Source organism: Streptomyces sp. NPDC093568 (assembly GCF_044764945.1).
In the GTDB taxonomy this organism is placed as follows: Bacteria; Actinomycetota; Actinomycetes; order Streptomycetales; family Streptomycetaceae; genus Streptomyces.
Genome location: NZ_JBIWJD010000002.1, coordinates 837,954 through 862,933, shown reverse-complemented (window position 1 = coordinate 862,933; position 24,980 = coordinate 837,954). Strand labels below are relative to the sequence as shown.

The 24,980-nt window shown below is 71.1% G+C and carries 22 protein-coding genes and 1 tRNA gene; 18 read left to right on the top strand and 5 right to left on the bottom strand.

Translation table 11 applies throughout. The annotated features are described in order from the left end of the window. Positions 1-5: 5 nt before the first annotated feature. The 12 genes from ACIRD7_RS13310 to ACIRD7_RS13255 all read left to right on the top strand — a co-directional run bounded on the left by ACIRD7_RS13310 (position 6) and on the right by ACIRD7_RS13255 (position 11,606). Positions 6-821, top strand: a complete 816-nt coding sequence (locus ACIRD7_RS13310) for a hypothetical protein (protein ID WP_403452901.1) — start codon at positions 6-8, stop codon at positions 819-821. Positions 822-1,253: 432 nt separating this feature from the next. Continuing rightward, positions 1,254-2,009 (top strand): GntR family transcriptional regulator, encoded by a 756-nt coding sequence (locus ACIRD7_RS13305; protein ID WP_403452900.1) that lies wholly within the window; start codon positions 1,254-1,256, stop codon positions 2,007-2,009. A gap of 180 nt (positions 2,010-2,189) precedes the next feature. Further along, the gene (locus ACIRD7_RS13300) at positions 2,190-3,275 is read left to right on the top strand and encodes a TIGR03364 family FAD-dependent oxidoreductase (RefSeq protein WP_403453082.1); all 1,086 of its coding nucleotides are present in this window, start codon (positions 2,190-2,192) and stop codon (positions 3,273-3,275) included. Between the two features lie 5 nt (positions 3,276-3,280). Beyond that, positions 3,281-3,967: a phosphonatase-like hydrolase gene (locus ACIRD7_RS13295; RefSeq protein ID WP_403452899.1), complete on the top strand. Its 687-nt coding sequence runs from the start codon at positions 3,281-3,283 to the stop codon at positions 3,965-3,967. Next, the gene (locus ACIRD7_RS13290) at positions 3,964-5,022 is read left to right on the top strand and encodes an ABC transporter ATP-binding protein (protein ID WP_403452898.1); all 1,059 of its coding nucleotides are present in this window, start codon (positions 3,964-3,966) and stop codon (positions 5,020-5,022) included. Before ACIRD7_RS13295 ends, ACIRD7_RS13290 begins: the two co-directional genes overlap by 4 nt. Then, positions 5,015-5,875: a 2-aminoethylphosphonate ABC transporter permease subunit gene (locus ACIRD7_RS13285; RefSeq protein ID WP_403452897.1), complete on the top strand. Its 861-nt coding sequence runs from the start codon at positions 5,015-5,017 to the stop codon at positions 5,873-5,875. Before ACIRD7_RS13290 ends, ACIRD7_RS13285 begins: the two co-directional genes overlap by 8 nt. Beyond that, the gene (locus tag ACIRD7_RS13280; protein ID WP_403452896.1) at positions 5,862-6,659 is read left to right on the top strand and encodes an ABC transporter permease; all 798 of its coding nucleotides are present in this window, start codon (positions 5,862-5,864) and stop codon (positions 6,657-6,659) included. Before ACIRD7_RS13285 ends, ACIRD7_RS13280 begins: the two co-directional genes overlap by 14 nt. Positions 6,660-6,697: 38 nt before the next feature. After that, the gene (locus ACIRD7_RS13275; protein ID WP_403452895.1) at positions 6,698-7,753 is read left to right on the top strand and encodes a 2-aminoethylphosphonate ABC transporter substrate-binding protein; all 1,056 of its coding nucleotides are present in this window, start codon (positions 6,698-6,700) and stop codon (positions 7,751-7,753) included. 131 nt (positions 7,754-7,884) lie between these two features. After that, positions 7,885-9,423, top strand: coding sequence for an alkaline phosphatase family protein (locus tag ACIRD7_RS13270; protein WP_403452894.1), 1,539 nt, complete (start codon positions 7,885-7,887; stop codon positions 9,421-9,423). Between the two features lie 73 nt (positions 9,424-9,496). Then, positions 9,497-10,276, top strand: coding sequence for an HAD-IIA family hydrolase (locus tag ACIRD7_RS13265; protein ID WP_403452893.1), 780 nt, complete (start codon positions 9,497-9,499; stop codon positions 10,274-10,276). 104 nt (positions 10,277-10,380) lie between these two features. After that, positions 10,381-10,935 carry a hypothetical protein gene (locus ACIRD7_RS13260; protein WP_403452892.1) on the top strand — a complete coding sequence of 185 codons (555 nt, stop codon included), beginning with the start codon at positions 10,381-10,383 and terminating at the stop codon, positions 10,933-10,935. Positions 10,936-10,937: 2 nt separating this feature from the next. Further along, on the top strand, positions 10,938-11,606 hold the full coding sequence (locus tag ACIRD7_RS13255) for a class F sortase (RefSeq protein WP_403453081.1): 669 nt from the start codon (positions 10,938-10,940) through the stop codon (positions 11,604-11,606). A gap of 219 nt (positions 11,607-11,825) precedes the next feature. Here ACIRD7_RS13255 and ACIRD7_RS13250 read toward each other — a convergent pair whose 3' ends face one another. Further along, positions 11,826-12,605: a GAF and ANTAR domain-containing protein gene (locus ACIRD7_RS13250; RefSeq protein WP_403452891.1), complete on the bottom strand. Its 780-nt coding sequence runs from the start codon at positions 12,603-12,605 to the stop codon at positions 11,826-11,828. A gap of 183 nt (positions 12,606-12,788) precedes the next feature. On the opposite strand from ACIRD7_RS13250, the gene ACIRD7_RS13245 reads away from it, so the two are divergent. Then, positions 12,789-13,820 carry a glycoside hydrolase family 6 protein gene (locus ACIRD7_RS13245; protein WP_403452890.1) on the top strand — a complete coding sequence of 344 codons (1,032 nt, stop codon included), beginning with the start codon at positions 12,789-12,791 and terminating at the stop codon, positions 13,818-13,820. Positions 13,821-13,914: 94 nt separating this feature from the next. Here the strand turns inward: ACIRD7_RS13245 and ACIRD7_RS13240 are convergent, their stop codons facing one another. The 4 genes from ACIRD7_RS13240 to ACIRD7_RS13225 form a co-directional block, all read right to left on the bottom strand. Next, positions 13,915-15,852 (bottom strand): galactose oxidase-like domain-containing protein, encoded by a 1,938-nt coding sequence (locus ACIRD7_RS13240; protein ID WP_403452889.1) that lies wholly within the window; start codon positions 15,850-15,852, stop codon positions 13,915-13,917. After that, entirely contained in the window at positions 15,849-17,885 is a 2,037-nt protein-coding gene (locus tag ACIRD7_RS13235) for a glycosyltransferase family 2 protein (protein WP_403452888.1), read from the bottom strand. Before ACIRD7_RS13235 ends, ACIRD7_RS13240 begins: the two co-directional genes overlap by 4 nt. 324 nt (positions 17,886-18,209) lie before the next feature. Continuing rightward, the gene (locus ACIRD7_RS13230; protein WP_403452887.1) at positions 18,210-18,926 is read right to left on the bottom strand and encodes a FadR/GntR family transcriptional regulator; all 717 of its coding nucleotides are present in this window, start codon (positions 18,924-18,926) and stop codon (positions 18,210-18,212) included. Positions 18,927-19,107: 181 nt separating this feature from the next. Beyond that, positions 19,108-19,181 (bottom strand) — tRNA-Lys (locus tag ACIRD7_RS13225). A gap of 185 nt (positions 19,182-19,366) precedes the next feature. Between ACIRD7_RS13225 and ACIRD7_RS13220 the strand changes: the two genes are divergently transcribed. The 5 genes from ACIRD7_RS13220 to ACIRD7_RS13200 form a co-directional block, all read left to right on the top strand. Beyond that, positions 19,367-20,773: a peptidoglycan-binding protein gene (locus ACIRD7_RS13220; RefSeq protein ID WP_403452886.1), complete on the top strand. Its 1,407-nt coding sequence runs from the start codon at positions 19,367-19,369 to the stop codon at positions 20,771-20,773. 82 nt (positions 20,774-20,855) lie between these two features. Then, positions 20,856-21,986 (top strand): SPFH domain-containing protein, encoded by a 1,131-nt coding sequence (locus ACIRD7_RS13215; RefSeq protein ID WP_403452885.1) that lies wholly within the window; start codon positions 20,856-20,858, stop codon positions 21,984-21,986. Positions 21,987-22,081: 95 nt separating this feature from the next. Further along, on the top strand, positions 22,082-22,687 hold the full coding sequence (locus tag ACIRD7_RS13210; RefSeq protein ID WP_403452884.1) for a lytic polysaccharide monooxygenase: 606 nt from the start codon (positions 22,082-22,084) through the stop codon (positions 22,685-22,687). A gap of 92 nt (positions 22,688-22,779) precedes the next feature. Then, positions 22,780-23,301 carry a hypothetical protein gene (locus ACIRD7_RS13205; RefSeq protein ID WP_403452883.1) on the top strand — a complete coding sequence of 174 codons (522 nt, stop codon included), beginning with the start codon at positions 22,780-22,782 and terminating at the stop codon, positions 23,299-23,301. A 40-nt stretch (positions 23,302-23,341) separates the two neighbouring features. Continuing rightward, positions 23,342-24,980, top strand: a 1,639-nt coding sequence (locus ACIRD7_RS13200) for an AMP-binding protein (RefSeq protein ID WP_403452882.1), incomplete at its 3' end; no start/stop codon positions are given.

Genomic DNA, 24,980 nt, shown 5'->3' with positions numbered 1-24,980 from the left:
TGATCATGCGACTGCACACACCTGTCCCCCTCTGCCTCGCAGCAGCCGCCCTTCTTGCCGCCGCGGCCCCGGTGCGCGCGGCCTCCTCCGTCGAGCTGCCCAGCTGTGCCACCGAGGACGGCGCCTTCCCCCTCACCACCCGGCTGCACGGCGGCCCCCGCGCGTACGCGGCCGGCGGCGGATTCGGCACCTGGTATCTGGAGCTCACCAACACCACCGCCCGGACCTGCTCGGGCATCCACCCCGTCGTCGTCCTGGTCGACGGCAAGCGCGCGCTGCGGCCGTCCCAGCCCCGTCTGGAGTTCTACGGCGCCCCGGACGACCCCCGCCCGCTCCCCGTCCGCTTCGAGACCACCGACGAGGACGAACTGGTCGGTGCCTTCGACGACTTCCCCGGCTTCACCGTCGGCCCGCGCAAGACCCTCACCGTCAAGGTCCGGCTGGCGCTCACCTCGGACGCCGTACCGAACGACGTCACCGCCAACGCGGCCGTAGTGCAGCGCCACGAGGGCGACGGCGACTGGGTCGGTCAGTCCAACGACTACCGGTTCAAGATCGAGGCCGAGCCCACCGACGCGGGGACCGCCCCGTCCGGTACGGCCGTCCCGACCAGCCCCTCGGAGCCCGCCGACAGCGACGCCTCGGCCGGCCCGGCCGACCCGGGGGCCACACCGCCTTCCGACAGCTCCGACCACCAGCTCACCCTCGCCGACGAACTGGCCCGCACCGGCCTCACGACAGGCCCCGGCGCCGCCCTCGCCGCCACGGCGGCCCTCCTCCTGATCGGCGCGGGCCTCCTCCTCGCCCGACGGCGACGCTGAGTCCGAGGCGCGGCGCCGGTGAGCCAGGGACCCGGCGCCGTAGAGACCAGGGGCGCGGCGGCGCTGAGCCGGGGGCCCGGCGCCGTAGAGACCCGAGGCGCGGCGTGGCTGAGCCGGGGACCCGGCGCCGCTGAGACCAAGGGCGCGGCGGCGCTGAGCCGGGGGTCCGGCGCCGTAGAGGTCAGGGGCCTGGCGTGGCTGAGTCGGGGGCCCGGCGCCGTAGAGACCTGAGGCGCGGCGTGGCTGAGCCGGGGACCCGGCGCCGCTGAGACCAGGGGCCCGGCGTCGCTGAGCCCGAGACCCGGCGCCGCTGAGACCAGGGGTCCGGCGTCGCTGAGCCGAGGCCCCGGCCGGGAGCCGCACCCTCCGGGGGAGCCTTCCCGGCCGGGAGCCGCCGCCCGCCCCGCCCGGCCCGTCTGCGACGATCCCTGCGTGGACTACCCGAACGACCAGGCCCCCGGCGCCCCCGTGCGCCAGGGCATCCCGGAGCACGGCCGGATCCCGAAGTACTACGCGGTGAAGGCACGGCTCGACCAGCTCATCGGCGCACTCGGCGAGGGCGACCCGCTGCCCACCGAGCGCGACCTCTCCGAGGAGTACGAGGTCGCCCGCGAGACCGTCCGGCAGGCGATCCGCGAGCTGGTCCTCGAGGGCAAGCTGCGGCGGCGGGGACGGGGCACCGTCGTCGCCGGGCCCAAGCTCGAACAGCCCCTCTCCCTCGCCAGCTACACCGAGGGCGTACGCCGCCAGGGCCGCACCCCCGGCCGTACCCTCGTCACCCTCGACCGCTTCCCCTGCCCCGCCGGACTCGCCGCCGAGACCGGGCTGGAGCGCGGCGAGCCGGTCTGGCACCTGGAGCGCGTCCTGCTCGCCGACGACGAGCGGGTCGGCCTGGAGAGCACGTACGTCGCCGTGGCCCGGGTGCCGCGCCTCGACGTCGACTTCGACCCCGACTCCTCCTTCTACGCCTTCCTGGACGGGCAGGGCATCGGCTTCGGTGACGCCGACGAGCGCATCGAGACGGTGCTGGCCACCCCGCGCGAGGCGCTGCTCATCGGCACGCCGCCCGCGCTGCCGATGCTGCTCATCCACCGCGTCTCACGGGACACCGAGGGCCTGCCGCTGGAGCGGGTGCGGACGCTGTACCGGGGGGACCGCTTCTCCTTCAGCGCACATCTACGCGGCTGAATGGTCGGAAAATCGACCGATTTGTCACGCCCTTGAATATCACGAACAGATAACGGGTCTAGCCCAAATGTGATAGCCAGTTCACGCTCTCGTTGGCAGCCGGACCTTTCCGGTTCCCCGATCCCGAGGAGCGTGGCCGTCGTGAGAGTGATAGTCGTCGGAGCCGGCGTGGTGGGCACCATGCACGCCTGGCAAGCAGTGGAACGCGGCCATGAGGTCGTACAGATCGAGCGAGAGGCGGAGGCTCGCGGCGCGTCCTTGCGCAACTTCGGCCAGATCTGGGTGAGCGGACGCGCGGGCGGTGCGGAGCTGGAGACCGCCCTGCGGGCCCGGGAACTGTGGGAGGAGATCGGGAACCGCGTGCCGGGCCTCGGCTTCCGGCCCAACGGCTCCCTGACCCCCGTCCGCGGCGACCTCGAACTCGCCGTAGCCGAGGCCGCCGTGGCCCGCGAGGACGCCGCCGCCCGCGGTCACAAGCTGCTGACCCCCGACGAGGCGCGCGCCCTGAACCCCGCCCTGCGCGGCGAGTTCACCGCCGCCCTGTACTGCGAGCGGGACGCGGCCGTCGAACCGCGCACCGCACAGCTCGCCCTGCGGCAGGAGCTGCTGAAGTCGCCGAACTACACCTTCAAGCCCGGCCGTGAGGTCCGCGAGGTCATCGGCGGCGACGCCGTCCGCGACGACCACGGAGACGTGCACGGCGGCGACGTCGTCGTCCTGTGCACCGGCGCCTGGCTCGGCGGTCTGGTCCGCGAGCTGGCCGGGCCCGACCTGCCGGTGCGCCGCGTACGCCTGCAGATGATGCAGACCGACCCGCTCGGCGAACCACTCACCACCTCCGTCGCCGACGCCGACAGCTTCCGCTACTACCCGGCCTACGCCTCCACCGCGCTCGACGAGCTCAACGCCGGTCAGGCGCAGACGGAGACCGCCGCGGCCCACCGGATGCAGCTGCTGATGGTGCAGCGCGCCGACGGCGGGCTGACCATCGGCGACACCCACGAGTACGAGCACCCCTTCGCCTTCGACACCCTGGAGGACCCCTACGACCACCTCACCGAGGTCGTCGAGTCCCTCCTCGGCCGCCCGCTGCCGAAGATCCGCCGCCGCTGGGCGGGCGTGTACGCGCAGTGCACCGACACGACGCGGGTGGTGCACCGCCAGCAGGTGCGCGACGGGGTGTGGCTGGTGACCGGGCCCGGCGGGCGCGGCATGACCTGCTCGCCCGCGATAGCCGAGACGACCGCGAACGAACTGGGTTGGTGACAGACATGACGCTCCATCAGGACATCCGGCTGGTCGTCCTCGACATGGCCGGCACCACCGTCGCCGACGGCGGCCTCGTCGAGCGCGCCTTCGCGGCGGCCTCCGCCGAACTGGGCGTCGAGCCCGGCTCCCCGGACCACGCCGACAAGCTGGCCTACGTCCGCGCCACCATGGGCGAGTCCAAGATCTCCGTCTTCCGGCACCTGTTCGGCGACGAGGACAAGGCAAGGCGCGCCAACGCGGCCTTCGAGAAGGCGTACGGCGAACTCGTCGACGGCGGGCTCGTCGCACCGGTCCCCGGCGCCCGCGAGGCCATCGAGGAGCTCCAGGGCGGCGGCCGCACCGTCGTCCTGACCACCGGCTTCGCCCGGGTCACCCAGGACGCGATCCTCGACGCGCTCGGCTGGCGGGACCTGGTGCCGCTCACCCTGTGCCCCGCCGACGCCGGGGGCCGGGGGCGGCCGTACCCGGACATGGTCCTCACCGCCCTGCTGCGGACCTCGGCCGCCGACGACGTCCGGGAGATCGCCGTCGCCGGCGACACCTCCTACGACATGCTCAGCGGCGTCCGCGCGGGCGCGGGCCTGGTCGCCGGCGTCCTGACCGGCGCGCACGACGCGGACGCGCTGCGGGCGGCCGGGGCGAGTCATGTGCTTCGGAGCGTGGCCGACCTGCCGGGAGTGCTCACATGACCGGCATCCGCTTCGACTCGGTGACGGTCGCCTACGACGGCAACGTCGTCCTCGACTCCCTCGACCTCACCGTCGAGCCCGGCGAGGTCATGGCGTTGCTCGGGCCGTCCGGATCCGGCAAGACCACCGCGCTGCGGGCGGTCGCCGGGTTCGTACGGCCCGCCTCCGGGCGGGTGTACCTCGGCGGGCGGGACGTCACGGCCCTGCCGCCGTACCGGCGGGGCATCGGGATGGTCGTCCAGCAGTACGCCCTGTTCCCGCACATGCGGGTCGAGGAGAACGTCGCCTTCGGACTGAGGGCGCAGAAGTCGCCCAAGGTGCCCAAGGCCGAGATCCGCACCCGGGTCGCCGAGGCCCTGGAGATGACCGGCATGGCCGCCTACGCCCGCCGCTACCCGCGCGAGCTGTCCGGCGGCCAGCAGCAGCGCGTCGCCATCGCCCGCGCGCTCGCCATCCGCCCCGGCGTCCTCCTCCTCGACGAACCGCTCTCCGCGCTCGACGCCCGGCTGCGCTCCGGCATGCTCGCCGAACTGGCCCGTCTGCACCGCGAGTTGCCCGACGTGACGATCCTGTACGTCACCCACGACCAGGTCGAGGCGCTCACCCTCGCCGACCGGATCGCGGTGATGGACAGCGCCCGGCTCCAGGCCTGCGGCACGCCGCGGGAGCTGTACCGGGCGCCGGCCAACGAGTTCACGGCCTCCTTCGTCGGCAACGCCAACCTGCTGCCGGTGACGGTCGGTTCGGGCGGCGTGACCTTCGGGGGCGGCGAGCTGAAGGTGGACACGGTGGGCGCGGCGCCGGGCGCGAAGGCGACGCTCTGTGTCCGGCCCCACCTGGTCGGCCTCGGCGACGGGCCGAACCGGCTCGCCGGGACGGTGAGCGAGATCCAGTGGCGGGGCGCCACGCACCGGCTGTATGTCGAGGTCGACGGTCACCGGGTCATCGCGGACGTGCGGGAACTCAAGGATCCGCCGGTCCACGGGGACGATGTGACCCTGCACTTCTCCCCGGACGATGCGGTGCTGCTGGCCGCAGGGGTGGGCCATGACTGAGGTTGTCCGTCGGGTGCGGCGGGGTGGGGGCTGGTCGCGCCCGCGCGGCGGCAGCCGCGAACTCAACAAGGCCCCGCGCCCCTGGGTGGGTGCTCTCCCGCCAGTCGTCCTGCTCGCCCTCTTCTTCCTCTACCCCCTCGCCCTCGTCGTCCAGCAGTCCTTTCAGCCGGACACCGGGGGGACGTCCCTCCAGCCCTACGCCGACGTCTTCGCCTCGACCTCCTTCCGTGAGGCGCTGTGGACCACCGTGTGGATTGCCGTCGCTTCCACCGTCGGGTGTCTGGTTCTCGGCTTCGTGCTCGCGCTGATCATCGCCTTCGTGCCGTTCCCGGGGGCCAGGATCGTCGCCCGCTTCGTCGACGTCTTCCTCACCTTCCCGTCCTTCCTGATCACCCTCGCCCTGCTGTTCATCTACGGCACGACCGGCATCGTCGGTTCCTTCCAGTTCCTCAACACCCCCTGGGGCGTGCTGCTCGCCGAGATCACCTACTTCACGCCCTTCGTCGTACGCCCCCTGCTCGCGGCCTTCTCCCAACTGGACACCGCCCAGCTGGAGGCGGCCGGTTCGCTCGGCGCGCGGCCGCTGCGGATCGTGCGCCGGGTGATCCTCCCGGAGGCGGTGCCCGCTCTCGCCGCCGGCGGCAGCCTCGTGCTGGTGCTGTGCCTCAACGAGTTCGGGATCGTCCTGTTCACCGGGGCGAAGGGCGTCACGACCCTGCCGATGCTCGTCTACAGCAAGGCGATCCTGGAGTCCGACTACCCGGGCGCCTGCGTGGTCGCCGTCGTCAACGTCCTGATCTCCGTAGGCCTCTACGGCCTCTACCGGGTGGTGAGCCGCCGTGCTGGTGCATAGCCGCGGGGCCAAGTGGGCCGTATGGGCCGTCTTCCTCGTCCTCTTCCTGCCCCTGTTCGCCCTTCCGCTCCTCGTCGTCCTCGGCGCCTCCTTCGCCACCAACTGGTCGAGCGTGCTGCCCTCCGGCTTCACCACCGGCAACTACTCGTCCGCCACCCGCGGCGAGGCCCTCCAGGCCCTCACCACCAGCCTCCTCACGGCCGCCGCCGCGAGCCTGCTCGCCCTGACCACCGGGACCTGGGCCGCGCTGGCCGCGGCCGGGCTGAAGCGGCGCCACCGCAGGGTGCTCGACGCGCTCTTCGTCCTCCCGGTCGCCGTGCCCTCCGTGGTGGTGGGCCTCGCGATCCTGGTCGCCTTCTCCCAGCCGCCGTTCCTGCTCAACGGCACCCGGGAGATCGTGATCCTCGCCCACACCGTCCTGGTCACCGCCTTCGCCCACCAGTCCGTGTCCGCCGCCCTCGCCCGCCTCGACCCGGCCTACGAACAGGCCGCCGCCTCCCTCGGCGCCCGGCCCGGCTACGTCCTGTGGCGGGTCAGGCTCCCCCTGCTGCTGCCCTCGCTCACCGCCGCCGCCGGCCTCTGCTTCGCCCTGTCCATGGGCGAGTTGAGCGCCACGATGATGCTCTACCCGCCCGACTGGACCCCGCTTCCCGTCCTGATCTACGCGGCCACCGACCGCGGCGCCCTCTTCGCCGGCTCCGCCCTCGCGGTGGTCCTCATGACGGCGACCCTGCTCGCCCTGTTCGCCGTCTCCCGCGTCCGCACCAAAGCCTCCTACCGCTGACCCCGACGCCCCTCCCCGTGCAAGGAGTTCACCCCGTCATGCCCAGAAACACCCTCAAGCTCGCCCTCGCCCTCACCCTGCTCGCCACCCCGCTGCTGTCCGCCTGCGGCGGCGACTCGGCCGCCTCCGACGAGAAGGTCGTCACCGTCTACAGCGCCGACGGCCTCAAGGGCGAGAAGGGCGACGGCTGGTACGACAAGGTCTTCAAGGACTTCGAGAGGGAGACCGGCATCAAGGTCGAGTACGTCGAGGGCGGCTCGGGCGAGATGGTGCAGCGCGCCGCCCGGGAGAAGAACAACCCGCAGGCCGACGTGCTCGTCACCCTCCCGCCCTTCATCCAGCAGGCCGACGGCAAGGGCCTGCTGCAGAAGTACGCCCCGAAGGGCTCCGACCAGGTCAACGGCGCCGACAAGAGCGCCGACGCCACCTGGACCTCGGTCGTCAACAACTACTTCGGCTTCATCTACAACAAGAAGGAGCTGAAGCAGCCGCCCACCACGTGGGAGCAGCTGCTGGAGGGCACGTACAAGAACAAGCTCCAGTACTCCACCCCGGGCGTCGCCGGCGACGGAACCGCCGTCCTCATCAAGGCCATGCACGACTTCGGCGGCGAGAAGGCCGCACTGGAGTACCTGGGCAAGCTCCAGTCCAACAACGTCGGCCCGTCCGCCTCCACCGGCAAGCTCGCCCCCAAGGTCGACAAGGGCGAACTCCTCGTCGCCAACGGTGACGTCCAGATGAACTTCGCCCAGTCCAAGTCCATGCCGAACCTCGGCATCTGGTTCCCCGCGAAGGACGGCGGCAGGCCCACCACCTTCGCCCTGCCCTACGCCGCCGGCCTCGTCACCGACGCCCCGCACACCGAGAACGGCAGAAAGCTCCTCGACTTCATGCTGAGCCAGGGCGCCCAGCAGCAGGTCAGCGAGATCGGCGGCGGCTTCAGCGCCCGCCAGGACGTCAAGGCCACCGACGCCAACGCCATCGCCCTCGCCAAGATCATCGAGGGGGTCGAGGTCTTCGAGCCCGACTGGGACGACATCGACAAGAACCTGACGTCGTACGTCGACGCCTGGAAGTCGGCCACCGGCAGCTGAGCCGCCTCCTCGAATCCACCCGCCGAGGCGATACCACCAAGGCCACATCCGCGAAGCCGCCCCACCCGCGACGCCCCTGGAACCACCGGGGGCGTCGCCATGCCCGCACCCACCCGCCCCAGGAGGATCACGTGACGTCACACCTGTCCCGCCGCACCGTCCTCACCACCACCGCCGCGACCGCCGCCACCCTGGCACTCGGCACCGCCGGCGCCTCCCAGGCCCACGCCGTCCCCACGCTCCCGAACGGCACCAGCGACGACAAGGTGCTCGTCATCGGCATGGACGGGCTGCGCCACGACCGCATCGACGCGGCGAACGCCCCGCACCTGAAGGCCATGATGAGCGAGGGCACCTACGGCACCTCGCTGCTGTACGCGAGCCCGATGGCCGCCACCTCCTCGGGCCCCGGCTGGTCCACCATCTCCACCGGTGTGTGGCCCGACAAGCACGGCGTGAAGGACAACACCTTCGCCGGCAAGAAGTACGCCCAGTACCCCGGCTTCCTGGCCCGCCTCGCCCAGGTCCGCCCGGCGCTGTCCACCTACGCGGCCGTCGACTGGAAGCCCCTGGACACCCAGGGCACCGTCACCCCCGGCGCGGACGCGAAGCTGGTCCTCGACGGCGACGCCGACGGCTACACCGGCCACGACGCCACCATCGCCGGCGAGGCCGAGGCGATCATCCGCGACCAGAACCCGGACGTCCTGTTCGTCTACTTCGGCCAGTCCGACATCGTCGGCCACAACCAGGGCGCCGGCAGCCAGGCCTACCTCGACCAGATCGCCGTCCAGGACGCCTACCTCGGCAGACTGCGCGCCGCGATCAAGGCCCGGCCCGGCCACGCCACCGAGCGCTGGACCGTGATCGTCGCCACCGACCACGGCCATCTGAACGCCGGCGGCCACGGGGGATCCTCGATCGAGGAGCGGCGCACCTTCGTCCTCGCCACCGGGCCCGGCATCGCCGCGGGCGCCCGCCCGATCGACACCCGGCTCGTGGACGTCGCCGCCACCGTCTTCAAGCAGCTCGGCATCACCCCCGACCCCGCCTGGGGCCTGGACGGCAAGCCCATCCAGGAGCGCTCCACCGACCCCTTCGAGGCGCTCCAGCCCGCACTGGCCGGACGGGTCGACGAGACCGGCATCCCGGCCGGCGTGCTCGGCTTCACACACACCCCGCCCAGCGGCTGGTCCGTCATCAACAACGCCATGGGCACCGGCGGGATGACCGAGTGGCGCGGCTGGGCCTTCGCCACCGACGAGTTCTGGTCCCGCACCCAGCGCGACCAGTGGCGCGAGCTCAACGTCCGCGCCCGCGGCGTCTTCGCGGTCGCCGACTCCGACGAGTGGTCGGACCGGACCTTCTCCGGCTCCTACGACTCCACCCTGGTCACCCCCGTGTACGACGTCACCGGGAGGACGAAGGTGCGGCTGGACTTCACGACCTTCTACCGGCAGGAGGGCGCCCAGACGGCCCAGGTCCTCGCCTCCTTCAACGGCGGCACCCCCACCGTCGTCAAGAGCTACACCTCCGATGTCGTCTCGCAGCCCCAGTCGCTGACCGTCGACGTACCCTCCGGCGCCTCCAGCGTGAACTTCCGGTTCCGCTACACCGGCTCCAACAACTGGTACTGGGTGATCGACGGGGTCAGGATCAGCCGGTCCTGACTACGCTGGGGGCGTCGGCACGCCGTGGTTCCGGCGCCCCCGCTCATCCCGCACGCAGGAGAGTCACAGCAACATGGCAGACCGAAAGCCCATCGAGTCCTGGCTCACCGACATGGACGGTGTGCTGATCCACGAGGGCGTACCGATCCCCGGCGCCGACGCCTTCATCAAGAAGCTCCGGGAGTCCGGCAAGCCCTTCCTCGTCCTCACCAACAACTCGATCTACACCCCGCGCGACCTGCACGCCCGGCTGAACCGCATGGGCCTGGAAGTGCCGATCGAGAACATCTGGACCTCGGCGCTGGCCACCGCCCAGTTCCTCGACGACCAGCGCCCCGGCGGCTCGGCGTACGTCATCGGCGAGGCCGGCCTGACCACCGCGCTGCACGACATCGGGTACGTCCTCACCGACCACGAGCCCGACTACGTCGTCCTCGGCGAGACCCGCACCTACTCCTTCGAGGCCATGACCAAGGCGGTCCGGCTCATCAACGCCGGCGCCCGGTTCATCTGCACCAACCCCGACGAGACCGGCCCGTCGGCCGAGGGCCCGCTGCCCGCGACCGGCGCCGTCGCCGCGCTGATCACCAAGGCGACCGGCAAGCAGCCGTACTTCGCGGGCAAGCCGAACCCGCTGATGATGCGGACCGGCCTGAACGCCCTCGGCGCCCACTCCGAGGCCAGCGCCATGATCGGCGACCGCATGGACACCGACGTGCTGGCCGGCATGGAGGCCGGGATGCAGACCTTCCTCGTGCTCACCGGCTTGACCACGCCCGAGCAGGTCGAGAACTTCCCGTACCGGCCGTCCAAGATCGTCAACTCCATCGCGGACCTCGTCGACCGGGTCTGAAACCCTCGGCGGCGGTCATATGACCCGTACGGAGCAGTACGGGCCCCGCTGAGGATGCGGGGCCCGCCCTCCGGGGGGAGTCTCCAGATATCTGGAGGTTCACGATGGGATCACTGCGGGTCACTCTCTGTGCGGCGGCCGCTCTGGGCGTGGCCGTGTTAACCCCGACGGCACACGCGTCGGACGGGGGCGTCTCGCTGAGTCCGTCGGCCCCACGCCCCGGGGGCGACATCACGCTGCGCGTCGGCGGATGCCCCCAGCGCACCGCCACGGCCGTCTCCGAGGCGTTCGTCGCCGACGCGCGCCTCACCGTCGTCGCCGACGGCACCCTCGCCGGCGAGAGCCGCGTCCGCTCCACGGCCAAGGCGGGCACCTACGACGTGAAGGTCGCCTGCGGGCAGAAGTCCCGAACCGCCGCCGTCACCGTCGTACGCAAAGGCGCGGAGCAGTCCGTACGGCACGGTCCCGAGCCCTCGGCCCCCGCCTCTCCCGTGGCCCCCGTCCGGGCCGGCGGCGGTGGCACGACGAAGCTCGCCATGGTCGACGCCCGCGCGGCCGGCCCCGGCACCGCGCACACCGTCACCGGCCTGATCCTGGCCGGCGTCGCCGCCACCGCTGTCGCCCTGCGCAGCGCCCGCAGGAGCAGACGGCACCGTTGACCATGGCCGACCACGAGCGCTCCACCCACGCGGGCCGCGTCCTGACGGGCGTCGTCTGGACCCTGCTGCTGCTCGGGCTGTGGCTGTGGGGGCGTGAGGTCACCGACGTACGGCAGGACCGGTCCGATCCGGTCGCCGGTGACGTCGCGGCGGTCGGACGGCCGGCGTCGGTGCGACTGCCGCCCGTCACCCGGCCGCTGGGCGGCGACGCCCGGCCGCTGCGCCTCGACATCCCCGGACTCGACGTGCGGGCACCGGTCGTCGCCCGGGGCCTCGACGCGCACGGCGCGCCCGACCCACCGCCCTACGCGCAGGCCGGCGCCGTCGGCTGGTACGCGGCCGGGGTGCGGCCCGGAGCGGCCGGAGCGGCGCTCATGGTGGGCCACCTCGACACCGAGACCCGGCCCGCCGTCTTCCGGCACCTCGGCGCGCTCAGGCCGGGCGCGACGCTGCGGGTGATCCGCGCCGACGGCCGCGTCGCCGTGTTCACCGTGGAGGACGTCCGGACCGTCCCCCGCGACCGCTTCGACGCCCACCAGGCCTACGGCGTCCACCGACCGGGCCGCGCCGAACTGCGCCTGATCACCTGCGCCGGCACCTTCGACCGGGCGACCCGCGGCTACACGGCCAACCTGATCGTCTCGGCGTATCTCAGCGGGGCCGTGCTGTAGGCCGTCATCGGGCCCCACCTGGCCCGGTCGACGACCCGCTCCCCCCGAAGCCGTCGACCGGGCTGGTCCTCAACCGCGGGCGCACGGGCCGCGGGAGTAACCCGGCGCACGACGCGGGAGGTCTGTATGACCACGGTGGAGACGGTCCGACCGGGGGCTGGGGTCGTCCGGGCACGACTCTAGAACGGAACACGACCTGGGGGAACGGGCCAGGGGGCGCTACGGGCGTCCCTCCTCGTCCGCCCGCCCCGCCTCCCGGCGCAGCTCGGCGTCGTCCGCGACCCGGTCGATGACCGCCCGCGCCACCCGGTCCAGCGGCAGCTGATGGCGCCGCGCGTACTGCCGCAGCGCCACGAACGCGTCGTCGGCCGGGGTGTTCCAGCGCTCGGCCAGCATGCCCTTGGCCTGCTCGATGCGCACCCTGCTGGACAGCGCCCGCTGCAACTGACCGGCCAGGGTGCGGCACTGGGCGTACCGGGTGCCGTTCTCCAGCCCGAGGGCCGCGCAGTCGGCGACGAGCTGGGCCAGCCGCAGCGTCGAGTCGTCCTCGGCGGGGGAGCCGCCCGGCAGGTCGGCGCCGAAGACGCCCAGCGCGCCCAGCAGCCGCTCCCGGCGGCGCAGCGGGACCGCGTAGGTGGTGGCGATGCCGTGCGCGAGCGCCCGCTCGGTGAACTCGGGCCAGCGCCCGTCGGCCCGGGCCGCCCTGATCGAGACCGGCGGCACCGGCCGGCCGGAGCCATAGCTGTCGGGGCAGGGCCCGCCGCCGTGCTGGGCCCGCAGGAGCTCCAGCGCGACCTCCCGCCCGATGCCGCCCGCCGCCAGCGACACCGTCCGCCCCTCCTCGATCAGCATGAAACCGGCCGCCCGCGCGGCCAGTAACCCCACACAGTGGTCGGCGACGCGGGACAAGTAGTGCGCGGCCTCGAAGTCGTCGGCGAGGGTGTCCGCCGACTCCACCAACGCCTGCGCGAGCCGGATCTCCCGGGTGGACCGGTGCATCACCGCACCCTCCCCTTCCCCTGTTCCCCGGTGGACACCGCCCCGAGGGCGGCACCGCACCCCGTTCGACGAAGCCCGTCATAGTGGCTGTAACAGGTCCCCGACAAGGCTCGGCGACCTCGTGTGCCTCACGACACGTATGTCAGGATTGAGCCTCGAACGAAGCACCCGAGGGGGAGCTGGATGTACCTGAAGAGGGGGGCCTGGAGGGGCGCTCGCGCGCGGACGTCCGCGATGGTGCTGGGGGCGGCACTGCTGATCGCGGGATGTTCCTCCGGGGACAAGGACGAACCGGACGACAACGCCGGCGCCGGGATCACCCAACAGCCCAAGGACACCGACCCGTTCTGGGTGAACCCGGACGGGAACGCGGCACAGCAGGTGGCCGCCTACGAGAAGGACGGCAAGAAGGAGGACGCCGAGGAGATCCGCAAGATAGCGCAGCAGCCGACGGGCGAGTGGATCGGCCCGGAGAACCCGGAGCAGGAGGCACGCGGCTACACCGAGGCCGCCGACAAGGCGGGCCGTACGGCCCTGCTGGTCCTCTACAACATCCCCCACCGCGACTGCGGCCAGTACTCCCAGGGCGGAGCCGCCGACGGCAACGCCTACCGGGACTGGATCGACGGTGTGGCCAAGGGCATCGAGGACCGCGCCGCCACGGTGATCCTGGAGCCGGACGCGCTGCTGCACCTGGTGGACGGCTGCACCCCGGACGAGTTCCACGAGGAGCGCTACGACCTCCTCAAGGGGGCCATCGGCAAGCTGAAGTCGCTGAAGAACACCAAGGTCTACGTGGACGCGGGCAACGCCGGCTGGGGCCATCCCGACCAGATCTTCGAGCCTCTGAAGTGGGCGGGCATCGACCAGGCCGACGGCTTCTCCGTCAACGTGTCCAACTTCTACACCACCAAGGACTCGATCGCGTACGGCAAGCAGCTCTCCGGCAAGGTGGGCAACAAGCCGTTCGTCATCGACACCAGCCGCAACGGCAACGGCCCCTACACCGAGGGCGACCCGAACGAACGCTGGTGCAACCCGCCCGGCCGCGCACTGGGGGAGACCCCGACGACCAAGACGTCCGACCCCCTGGTCGACGCCTACGTCTGGGTCAAGCGCCCCGGAGAGTCGGACGGCGAGTGCAAGGGCGGCCCGAAGGCGGGCGAGTGGTGGGCGGACTACGCCTTGAAACTGGCGAAGGCGACAACCCCCTAGGGGCGCGGGGCCGTGACATATGCGGCTCCGCCGCGTGTGCGAAAACCACAACGCTCCCGCACCCGAAGAACAAGGTGCGGGAGCGTTCCTGCGTCTAAGGCACCCTGACCCACTGCGCCTTGCTGGGCGTCCCCTGATCGTCCGTCACGAACAGCATGTACCACCCCGACGGAACCAGATTCCGGTTCGTCGGCACATCCACCGTGATCTTGTCCCCGGACTTCTTGAAGTCCAGCTTCACCGACCGCTGATCCACATCCGTCACATGCGTCGACGCACTCGGCCGGATCAGCCGCACGTTCTCGATGGACGACGCGTGCCGAGAGGTGAACGTGCCCGTCCCGCCCCGCTTGATGGTCTGCGGCCCGCCCGACAGCGAGGGCTGCGCGTCCCGGTACAGATACGGCGGCGTGTAGATCTCGATCCGCTGCTCGAACTTGCCCGGCTTGGTGTTGGCCTTGTCGGCGTAGAGCGAGTCCGAGCCGAAGAACATCACGCGCCCGTCGGGCAGCAGGATCGACCCCGAGTGGTAGTTACGACCCACCAGCGGATCGGCGACCCGGTCGAGCTCGCTCGCGCCCGGCCGGTACAGGTGCGCCTGGAGGATGTTGGAGTCGCCGCGACCCCGGTAGTCCTCCGAACCGCCCGACACCAGCACGGTGTCGTCCGGCAGCACCGACGCCTGCGGATACCGCGTGCCCTTCTCCAGCGACGGCCCGTCCACGAACTTCGGGGCGTCCGCCTTCAGATCGATCAGCCGCGTCTTCTCGCTGGACTCCTTGGACTCGCCGACGCCACCGCCGCCGATCACCATGTACTTCTCGTCCTGTGCCGGCGGCAGCAGCACCGTGCCCGAGGTCTCCATCAGCTTGGAGTCGCTCAGACCGGGCAGCTTGCTGAACTTGTTGGTGTCCACGTCCCAGATGCCCGGGTCACGGCCCACGTTGTCGGGCCCGTAGCCCGCGTTCGAACCCGAGTAGAAGATCTTGCCGTTCTCCAGCGGGAACAGCGCCGGGTACGTCGGGAACTGCCGCACCTTCGTCAGGTACGTCCATTCCTTGGTCTTCGGGTCGTACACCTCGTTCTTGCCCGGCACCAGCTGCCCGATGTCGTCGAGGCCGGAGACGCTGAGGATCTTGCCGTCGCTCAGGGTGGTGAGCGTCGGGTACCAGCGGGCCTCGTGCATCGGGTCGACCTTGATGTACTTCTCGGCGACCGGGTCGAACTCGTAGGCGTCCCGGATGCCCTGGAAGTCCTTCTTGTCGAGCGCGAGCTTCTGCGCGATGCCGTAGGTGTTCCGGGCGTCGGCACCGCTCAGACCCTGGATGCGGTAGTTGTCCTGGGTGCCGGTCTCGTACTTGGCGCCCTTCTTCTGCGCCTCGACGTAGATCCGGCCGAGACCGGGGTCGTTGCGCAGGAACTCGCCGGTCGCCTTGTCGAAGACCTTCTTCGCGCGCGGCACCAGCACCGGGTCCTTGGAGACGAACGTCTTGCCGTTCTCCTTGCCTGTGAACTTGGTGCCCGCGGGCAGCGTGATCGGCTCGTCCGGGTTCTCGTTGTGGACGATCATCAGGCCGCCGGCCTTGGTGACGTCACCCTTGAGCTTCTCGTACCGCTTCGTGCCGCCCGCGATCAGCAGGTTGCCGTTGGACAGCTGGGTGTGGCCCGTGCAGAACAGGTCGTTCGGCGTCGGCACCTTCTTGATCGTGCCCTTGACCGGGTCCCAGATCCGGGTGTCGTACTTCTTCGCGTCGAAGTTGTCCTGGTTGTTGCCCGAGCCCGCGATCAGCAGCACCTTGCCGGTGTGCAGGAGCGCCGCGTGGATGGTGTTCTGGCGGTACTCCTCGGGGAAATCGACGATCTCCCACTTGCCGTTCTCGGCTTTGTACTCGGGCTTGTTGATTTGGTACTGGTGGTATTTCTCGGTGCCGACTCGATAGAGCCACGGCCCGTTCATTCCGGCCAGCGCGAGTACCACCGCCGTACCTATCGCGAGTCGACGGGCGCGGCGGCGGCCTGCACGGTCGTTCATTCCTTACGTCCCCCAAGTCCACCCAGGGCGATCTGCATCGTCTGGTCATTGCCACCGCTGCCCGACGCGGCCCAGCTCGGCTTGTGCTGGCCGTGCTGGCCGTGCTGGCCGTGCTGGCCGTGCGGTGCGTGCGGCGGCGCGGCGTGCGTGGGCAGCGGCTGCGGCTGGTACTGCGCCGCGGTCGCGCCGCCCGTCGCCACCGCGTCCTGCGGCCCGGTCTGGGCCGGCACGGTCGCGGCGGGCTTCTTCTTCTCCTGCCGCAGCATGTAGCGCCAGGCGAAGATCGGCGTCGCCGTGATCAGCATGGCAAACGTCGCCCAGATGATCATCGCGGGGTGGGCGTGCCCGTAGACGAACCCGGCGGCGATCGAGGCGCCGAAGATCGCGATGAAGTACCAGTGGTACCGGAACGTCCCGAACCACCGGTCGGGGCTGGCGGAATCACCCTTGGGCGTCACCACGAACTTGCTCTTCTTGCGCAGCGCCGAGTCGATCAGCGCCTTCGCGTACAGCGGCGCCGACAGCGCGGACATCACCATGCCGGCCACACCGCCGGAGCCCTCGGGCTCGTGCGGCGAGACGTTGTGGCGGCGGTTCCAGACGTACAGGCCGATCTGGAGCGCGGAGGCGTTGCCGTACAGCATCAGCCAGATCGTGGGGTCGATGTTCACACCCGAGGCGCCCAGGCCCAGGAACAGCGCGCAGCTCAGCGCCGCCAGGATCCAGTTGAGGGCGGACATCGGGTAGAAGATGATCATCATGGTGTAGTTGAAGAGCTTGCTCGGCGGCAGCGAGTACCAGCCCTTCCAGTACTGCTTGAGGATCGTCTCGTACGTCCCTCGCGACCAGCGCATCTGCTGGGTGAAGAAGTCCGTCCAGGCGCTCGGGCCCTCACCTACGGCGAGCACGTCCGGCGTGTAGACCGAGCGCCACTTCTTGCCCGTCGCCGGGTTCTTGTGGCGGTGGATCTCGAAACCGGTCGCCATGTCCTCGGTGATCGAGTCGTACAGGCCGCCGATCTGCTTGAGCGCCTTGATGCGTACGGCGTTCGACGTACCCACGAACATCGGGGAGCCGTACTTGTTGCCCGCGCGCTGGATGAGGGCGTGGAAGAGGAACTGCTGGGACTCGGCGGCCTTGGTGACGAAGTTGTCGTAGTTGCCGTAGACCTGCGGGCCGATGACGAAGCCGACGTTCGGGTCGCGGAAGAAGCCCAGCATCCGCTCCAGGTAGTTCGGCAGCGGCACGTGGTCGGTGTCGACCGAGGCGAAGAAGTCGTAGTCGTCGCCGTGTGCGTCCAGCCAGGCGTTGTAGTTGCCGTGCTTGGTCTTGGCGCGGTGCGGGCCCTTGGCCTGGTTCCACTTCGCGATGCCCTTGCGGGAGAAGTGGTGCACACCGAGCCGGGCGCAGACCTCCTTGACCTCCGCGTCGTCGCCCTCGTCGAGCAGCCAGACGTGCATCAGACCCCGGTGGCGCAGCTTGACGGCCGCCTCCAGGGTCTTCGTCACCATCTCCAGCGGCTCCTTGCCGGGCACGAAGGAGGTGAGGAAGGCCACTCTCGTGCCGGTCTCCGGCACCACCGGGATCGGGTCGCGGGCGACCAGCGTGGCGTGCGCGTTGGACAGCACGTTCATGCAGCGGAAGAACTCGATCAGGCCGATCGAGACGAGCATGACTATGTCGAGCGCCGGCAGGAAGTCGTAGGCGGGATAGTCCCGTTCGGTCCAGTGCTCGGGCTGCAGCAGCCAGAACAGCAGGACCAGCGAGAGCACCGGCGCCGCGGCCAGCATGAGCGCGACCCTGATGCGGTGCGGCTCCTGCGAGATCAGCGAGCGGTACTCGACCCGGTACGGCTTGTTCGGATCGGGCTGGGTGAGGGGGCCGGCCAGACGGCTGTAGTGCTCGTAGTCGTACTTCGGCAGCGTCTTCTTGATCCGGCGGAACGCGCCGGTGCGCGTTTGCGAAGGCACCCGTAGTTGGGTGGTTTGAGACGGGTCGAAGTTCTGCCGGGCGCCCGTCGGCGTCGACGTCATGAGTCATCCCCCCACACGCAGGTCACCCGCGTGTCTGTCGGTTCCTTAACGACTGTGTCGATCCCCCTCGACCTTCACAGGCGTATCAGTGGTGGGCCGCAGTCACCACATCTTCCACACCTTAGACATGGAAACGCGACCTTCCGGTTGCATCATGCCCCCCTCGGCATGCGGTCATGAACGGGGCCCCCTACTCCCCGCAAAAACCGGCAACCGGCTCCTTGCCCCCCAACTGCCGCGTATTCGCAGCATCTTGGTAAACCCATCCCCAGGGTTCTACGCCGTTCCACATGATCGCAAGATGCGAAACGAGGTGTTTACCGGTCATACGCGCTCATTGTGGCACCTGTGGGGGTGTTGTGTACCCGTTGTGGACACGCGAGCGCGGATGTTGCCGAAGTGCTCCCGTATGGCCTCCTCTGCCCGTATCGCGTCGCCCGAACGCACCGCGTCCACGATCTCCCGGTGCTGCCGGCAGGTGACCAGGGGATCCTGCGGAGCGCCACCGAGGTCGGTGTGAACCCGGTGGAAGGCGTCCCAGAACGCCTCCATGACCTCGCCCAGCAGTGCGTTGTCCAGCCCCCGGTAGAGGGTGGCGTGAAACGCCCGGTCGGTCTCGGCGATGCCGTCACCGCCCAGCGCGGCCTGCTCTTCCATACGGTCGACGAGCGCGTCCAGTTCAACGAGGTCGGTGTCCGGGAGCCGCCCCGCGAGCCGCGAGACCAGCCCGGTCTCCACGGCCTCCCTCAGCTGCACCAGCTGGAGCAGGGTGTCCTCGCCCCGGTGGTGCCCGGCGACCGTGCGGAAGGCGAGGCCCTCGACCATGGGGGCGAGGGACATCGTGCCGACGTAGGTGCCGAAGCCGTGCCGGATCTCCACGATGCCCATCGCCTGCAAACCCTTGAGCGCCTCGCGCACGGAATTGCGACTGGCACCCAGGTGAGCCATCAGCTCGGGCTCCGTCGGCAACGGGGCCCCCGAGGCCAGCCGCCGGTCAATGATGAGCTTCTTGATCCGCTCCTGCAGGTCACGAGCTGCCATGGCCAGAGGGTATCCGGCCAAACACGCGAGAAGCCCCCCGCTTGCACGAGGGGCTTCCGGCTGAAGGGGGGGGTGTGGGTGGCAGAGCCCCCAAGCGCGCGGCGCAGCCGCGGGCTGTCTGTGCGCCGACCATCTCAAAAAGCGGAGGCCCCCCGCAGTCGCGAGAGGCCTTCACTGTCTGTGCGCCGCCAGGGACTCGAACCCCGGACCCGCTGATTAAGAGTCAGCTGCTCTAACCAACTGAGCTAGCGGCGCGTGCTGACGGCGTTAACTCTACATGACCTCGGGGGGTGCTCCGGACCAGCCGGCCGGGAAGGTGCGCAGGTCCGGAGGGGGGCGTAAACCATTCGGACCGTCAACATGCGAGTCCGGAAGACAGTTGAGAAACTGACGGAGTGTACAGCCGCGGACATTTCCGACTGGAGTGTGAGGGGAATCGCATGGAGGCTCGTTCTCCGGTATTCGAGGAATTCGATCCGGCGAGTGACTGCGACTGCCCCGGATGCGTTCACTGGCAACGCGTACTGCCGCATTCCACGACCGGCCGTCACCCGGCCGCCACCCGGGCGCTGATCCTCGCCGCAGCCGCCTCCACGACCATCGCCGTAGGCCATACGGCCCCTGCCGTGGCCGCCCCCCACACCCTCGACCGACCCGCCGTTCCCGCAGGTGACGAGCCCGAGACGCCCCAGGGAGGCAAGGCCCCGCTGCACGGCCCCGGCGGCACGCCGGCCCAGCCCTCCGGCCCGATCAAGACACCCGCGACGACCCGCGCGGAGATCATCAAACGGGCCAAGAAATGGGTCGCGGCCAAAGTGCCGTACAGCATGTCCAAGTACTGGTCGGACGGATACCGGCAGGACTGCTCGGGCTTCGTCTCGATGGCCTGGAAGCTTCCCGGAAACGAATGGACCGGCAGCCTCGGCCAGTACGGCGTGCGGATCACCAAGGCTGATCTGCAGCCCGGTGACATGCTGCTTTTCCACAATCTGGCGAACCCCCAGAAAGGGTCGCACGTCGTCATTTTCGGCGGCTGGACGGACCACACGCACACCTACTACATCGCCTACGAGGCGGCCCCGCCGCACGCCCGCCGGCGGAGCACCCCATACGCCTACTGGAACCACTCCGACCGCTATGTCGCCTACCGCTACAAGGGGCTCAAGGCGGGTACGAAACAGGACGGCGAGGAGCAGGGCGGGGAGCAGCCCCCGGCCGAGAAACCGCCCGCCACCGAGCCGGACGCCGGGGAGCCGGGGGCGGCCAAGCCGGACACCGCCGGCCCGGTGGACGCCGAGCCCCCGACGCCGTACCCGGGGCGGGCGCACTTCGGGCCCGGCGCCAACAACAGGCACGTCGCCCGGCTGGGCCAACTGCTCGTGGCCCGTGGCGCCGGTCGGTACTACACCGGCGGCCCCTCGCCGCGCTGGTCGGACGCGGACCGCAGGGCCACCCAGGCCTTCCAGCTGGCGCAGGGCTGGCGGGGGCAGGACGCCGACGGGCTGCCGGGGCCGGGGACATGGAGGCTGCTGGTGACGGGCAAGGGCAAGGACGTCCCGGCCGCGACGACCGGCTCGCGCCCGCCCGAGCAGCCGGCCTCGCACGGGGTGGCCGGCTATCCGGGCCGGGCGATGTTCCGGCCCGGCGCCGACAACGAGTACGTCACCCAGCTCGGCGAGCAGCTGGTGAAGAAGGGGTTCGGCAAGCACTACGAGATGGGGCCCGGTCCGCGCTGGAGCGAGGCGGACCGGCGTGCCGTCGAGGCCTTCCAACGCGCCCAGGGCTGGCGGGGCGGCGCCGCGGACGGCTACCCGGGGCCGGAGACCTGGCGGCGGCTGTTCGCGTGAACCGGAATTCCGACCACTCCTGTTGCCCGGCATCCCGGCAACCCCTGTTGTGACGCATCTGGCGCGGAGGCTGGAGGCACGCATGACCACGACCACTTCTCACACACCCGAGCCCGAGGGGCTCGCGGGGCCGGCCGAGCCGCCGGTCCGGCCCGGGCGGCTGATCCAGAACGAGGCGACCACCGAGATCCCGGTGCATCTGCTGTTCCGCGACGAGGCCGGGCCGGTTTCGGTGCCGCTCAGGCCGACGGTCGTGGCGCGCCGGCAGGGCACGGGCGAACAGCCGCGGCTGCGCCGCCCGGTGCAGCCGAAGCCGCGCCCCGCGCCACAGGTCGACCCCGAGCTGGTGGAACGGCCCGCCCAGGTGCTGCCGGGGGCGGCCGGGGTGCTCGCCGGTGCCTGCGGGGCGGTCGGCTGCCTGGCCACCTCGTGGTGGGCCGGGGCGCTGCCGCCGCTGATGGTTCAGGCGCTCGGGCTGCCGGTGTCCGCGGGGACCGGGCTGGGCCCGGCGCAGTGGGCGGCGTTCACGGGGGCCGGGGCGCTCGGCCTGTTCGGACTGGGCGGGCTGGCGCGGGGGCGGACCGGGCGGGCCTGGGTGCTCGGGCTCTTCGGCCGCTACCGGGGGACGGTCCGGCGCACCGGGCTGATGTGGGTCAACCCGCTGCTGCTGCGCCGCCGGGTCGACGTACGGCTGCGGCACTGGCGCAGCGAGCCGATGCCGGCCGCCGACGGCAACGGGGTCGCGCTGCGGGTGGTCGTGCTGGTGGTGTGGCGGGTGAAGGACACCGCGCGGGCCACGCTCGGGGTGGAGGACCACGAGTCGTATCTGCGCGAGTGCGTCGAGGCGGCGCTGGTCCGGGTGCCGGTGGAGATGCCGGGTACCGCGCGGGCGTCGGTCGACGCGGCGGCGGAGACCCTGACCAGGCTGGCGGTGCGGGACGCCGGCATGGTCGGCCTCGAGGTGTTCTCGGTGCGGCCGGTGCGGGTGGAGTACGCGCCCGAGGTCGCCGCGGCCATGCACCGGCGGCGGATCGCCGCGCTGGACGCCCAGGACCGGGCCAGCATGGTCGACTCGGTCGTCGACTCGGTGGAGGACACGGTGACGCGGCTGACCATGCGGGGCCTGGTCGAGCTGGACGACTACGAACGCAAGACGCTGGTCAAGGACTTGACGGTGGCGTTCTGCGCGGGACGCGGCGAACAGGGTCCCTGATTGGTATGGACATGTTCAATGGTCAGCAATAATCTGGGACTTGGTCTAGACCTGCAAGCTCGTCGAACTTCCCCCACGTTCCCAGGAGCAGCAGCATGCGCAGAAGGACCAAGTGGTACGCCGCCGCGCTCGGACTCACCACGGCCGGGGCCGTCGTGCTCTCCGGCGGCGGCGCCAGCAGCCACGGCTACACCGATCTCCCCATCAGCCGGCAGAAGCTCTGCCAGAACGGCACCGTGACCAACTGCGGCTCCATCCAGTGGGAGCCGCAGAGCGTCGAGGGCCCGAAGGGCTTCCCCGGCTCCGGACCGGCCGACGGCCAGATATGCAACGCCGGCCTCGGCCAGTTCAGCCAGCTCAGCGCGCCGAAGACGCCGTCCGGCGGCGCCTGGCCGACCACCCGGGTGACCGGCGGTCAGAACTACACGTTCCGCTGGCAGTTCACGGCCATGCACGCCACGACCGACTTCCGATACTACGTCACCAAGCCGGGCTGGAACCAGAACCACAACCTGTCCCGCTCCGACCTGAACCTCACGCCGTTCTTCACGGTCCCGTACAACGGGCAGCGCCCGCCGTCCACGCTCTCGCACAGCGGCCGGCTGCCGTCCGGACTCAGCGGTCACCACGTCATCCTCGCGGTGTGGACGATCGCCGACACGGGCAACGCGTTCTACGCGTGCTCGGACGTCACGTTCTGAGGTTCCCTTGAGTCAGCACCCAGGCCGGCGTGGGTAGATCCCTTCCACGCCGGCCGATCGGGGTCGGCGTACCGACCTCGGGGGACCGCACGATGGACTTCTTCTTCTACCTCGTACCCGGCCTGATCATGGCCGGGGCGCTCTTCATGGCGTACCGGGTGGTGCGCCGCTCGCTGCAGATACGCAGTGCGTGGAACAGCGGGCTGACCGCGCGGGCGCGCTGTCTTCGGGCGTACACGACCGTGAGCGGCGGCCACGGCGACACGTCCGTGCACACCACCCTGCACCACGTGTACGAGTTCACCGCGCGCGACGGCCGTGTCGTCCGGTTCGAGGAGGAGGGCGGTCCCGGGACGACGGTCGAGGGCGACCTCGTCACCGTCCACTACGCCGAGGGCGCGCGGGTGGTGGCCACGGCCCACGCTCCGGGCCGCGTCCGGCAGACGGCGGCCACCTTGGGCATCCTCGCGTTCCTCGGGGTGGTCGTGGTCTTCTGCGTGGGCTTCGTGGTCACGTACAACCAGGTCTTCGACGGTTTCGGCATCGGCTTCGGCGAGGACCCCGGCGGAGCCGCCGACACCGTAGTCGTCGACGGCGTCACGATGACCCCATGACCCTCCACATCTGACGGTATGTCAACTACCGTGCGCGCCCATGGACTCCAGGGACTCCACTGGACGGCGTACGGTCGCGGAGCTCGTCGCGGCGCGGTGGGGTGACCATCGGCCGGGGCTGTGGTTCGAGGACGCGGTGCTCACGCAGCACGAGGTGGCCGCCGGCGCCGCCGTCCGGGCCGCGCTGCTCGCCGACCTCCTGCCACCCGGGGCCGAACCGCACATCGGCGTGCTCCTCGACAACACCTCCGAGTACCCGCTGTGGCTCGGCGCGGCCGCCCTCGCGGGAGCCGCCGTCGCCGGGATCAACCCCACGCGCCGGGGGCCCGAGCTCGCCCGGGACATCCTGCACACCGAGTGCCGCGTGCTGATCACCGAGCGGGCCCGGCTGCCGCTGCTCGACGGCCTGGAGCTGCCCGGCCTGCGCCTGCTGCTGACCGGCACACCGGAGTACGACGCCCTGCTCGCCCCGTACGCCGACGCCCGCCCCGACCCCTCCCGGGCCGCCCCGCGCGACCGGCTGCTGCTCTACTTCACCTCCGGCTCGACCGGCGCCCCCAAGGCCGCGATCTGCAGCCAGGGCCGGCTGGCCGCCGCCGGGCGCTCGCTGGCCGACCAGTTCGGCGTCCGCCCCGACGACGTGCACTATGTCTGCATGCCGATGTTCCACGGCAACGCGGTGATCGCCGACTGGGCACCCGCCCTCGCGGCCGGCGCCGGGATCGCGCTGCGGCGGCGGTTCTCCGCGTCCGCATTCCTCGACGACGTACGGCGGTATCGGGCGACGTACTTCACCTACGTCGGCCGGGCGATCCAGTACCTCCTCGCCACCGAGCCGCGTCCCGACGACCGGGATCACCCGCTGCGGCTCGGCTTCGGCACCGAGGCGGGTGCCGTGGACGCCGCCGCCTTCGAGAGGCGGTTCGGGGTGCGGCTGGTGGAGGGGTACGGGTCGTCCGAGGGCGGGGCCGCCGTGCAGTGGTCGCCGGGGACGCCGCCGGGGGCCGTGGGGCGGGCGGGGCCCGGGCTCGTCGTCCTTGATCCGCAGACCCGCGCGGAGTGTCCGCCGGCCGTGTTCGACGCGGGCGGGCGGCTGGTCAACGGGGACGAGGCGATCGGGGAACTGGTCAACCAGGGGCCGAACCCCTTCGAGGGGTACTGGCGCAATCCCGGCGCGGAGGCGGAGCGGCGGCGGGAGGGCTGGTACTGGACGGGGGACCTGTTCTGCCGGGACGCCGACGGCTACCTCTACTTCGCGGGCCGCGGCGACGACCGGCTCCGGGTCGACGGGGAGAACCTGTCCGCGGCGATGATCGAGAACATCCTCGCCCGCTACGAGGGCGCGGACGCCGTCGCCGTCTACGCGGTGCCGGATCCGGTGACCGGCGACCAGGTCATGGCGACGATCGCGGGCGACTTCGATCCGGAGGCCTTCACCGCGTTCCTGCTCGCCCAGCCGGACCTGGGGACGAAGATGTCACCCCGCTTCGTGCGGGTGGTGCAGCGGATCCCGGTGACGGCCACGAACAAGATCCAAAGGGCGGGCCTGCGCCGGGAGGGCGTGCGGTGCACCGACCCGGTGTGGTGGCGCCCACCGGGGGAGCGGACCTATCGCCCCCTGACCGAGGCAGACGCCTCGGCATACGTCGAAGGGCCTCCCGCTCCCACGAGAGGCCCTT

What these genes read in the sequence shown, in the direction of transcription:
- ACIRD7_RS13310 (WP_403452901.1), top strand. Translation starts at nt 6, where the DNA reads ATGCGACTGCACACACCTGTCCCCCTCTGCCTCGCAGCAGCCGCCCTT.
- ACIRD7_RS13300 (WP_403453082.1), top strand. Translation starts at nt 2,190, where the DNA reads ATGCACGCCTGGCAAGCAGTGGAACGCGGCCATGAGGTCGTACAGATC.
- ACIRD7_RS13295 (WP_403452899.1), top strand. Translation starts at nt 3,281, where the DNA reads ATGACGCTCCATCAGGACATCCGGCTGGTCGTCCTCGACATGGCCGGC.
- ACIRD7_RS13290 (WP_403452898.1), top strand. Translation starts at nt 3,964, where the DNA reads ATGACCGGCATCCGCTTCGACTCGGTGACGGTCGCCTACGACGGCAAC.
- ACIRD7_RS13285 (WP_403452897.1), top strand. Translation starts at nt 5,015, where the DNA reads ATGACTGAGGTTGTCCGTCGGGTGCGGCGGGGTGGGGGCTGGTCGCGC.
- ACIRD7_RS13275 (WP_403452895.1), top strand. Translation starts at nt 6,698, where the DNA reads ATGCCCAGAAACACCCTCAAGCTCGCCCTCGCCCTCACCCTGCTCGCC.
- ACIRD7_RS13265 (WP_403452893.1), top strand. Translation starts at nt 9,497, where the DNA reads ATGGCAGACCGAAAGCCCATCGAGTCCTGGCTCACCGACATGGACGGT.
- ACIRD7_RS13260 (WP_403452892.1), top strand. Translation starts at nt 10,381, where the DNA reads ATGGGATCACTGCGGGTCACTCTCTGTGCGGCGGCCGCTCTGGGCGTG.
- ACIRD7_RS13255 (WP_403453081.1), top strand. Translation starts at nt 10,938, where the DNA reads ATGGCCGACCACGAGCGCTCCACCCACGCGGGCCGCGTCCTGACGGGC.
- ACIRD7_RS13250 (WP_403452891.1), bottom strand. Translation starts at nt 12,605, where the DNA reads ATGCACCGGTCCACCCGGGAGATCCGGCTCGCGCAGGCGTTGGTGGAG.
- ACIRD7_RS13245 (WP_403452890.1), top strand. Translation starts at nt 12,789, where the DNA reads ATGTACCTGAAGAGGGGGGCCTGGAGGGGCGCTCGCGCGCGGACGTCC.
- ACIRD7_RS13240 (WP_403452889.1), bottom strand. Translation starts at nt 15,852, where the DNA reads ATGAACGACCGTGCAGGCCGCCGCCGCGCCCGTCGACTCGCGATAGGT.
- ACIRD7_RS13235 (WP_403452888.1), bottom strand. Translation starts at nt 17,885, where the DNA reads ATGACGTCGACGCCGACGGGCGCCCGGCAGAACTTCGACCCGTCTCAA.
- ACIRD7_RS13230 (WP_403452887.1), bottom strand. Translation starts at nt 18,926, where the DNA reads ATGGCAGCTCGTGACCTGCAGGAGCGGATCAAGAAGCTCATCATTGAC.
- ACIRD7_RS13220 (WP_403452886.1), top strand. Translation starts at nt 19,367, where the DNA reads ATGGAGGCTCGTTCTCCGGTATTCGAGGAATTCGATCCGGCGAGTGAC.
- ACIRD7_RS13215 (WP_403452885.1), top strand. Translation starts at nt 20,856, where the DNA reads ATGACCACGACCACTTCTCACACACCCGAGCCCGAGGGGCTCGCGGGG.
- ACIRD7_RS13210 (WP_403452884.1), top strand. Translation starts at nt 22,082, where the DNA reads ATGCGCAGAAGGACCAAGTGGTACGCCGCCGCGCTCGGACTCACCACG.
- ACIRD7_RS13205 (WP_403452883.1), top strand. Translation starts at nt 22,780, where the DNA reads ATGGACTTCTTCTTCTACCTCGTACCCGGCCTGATCATGGCCGGGGCG.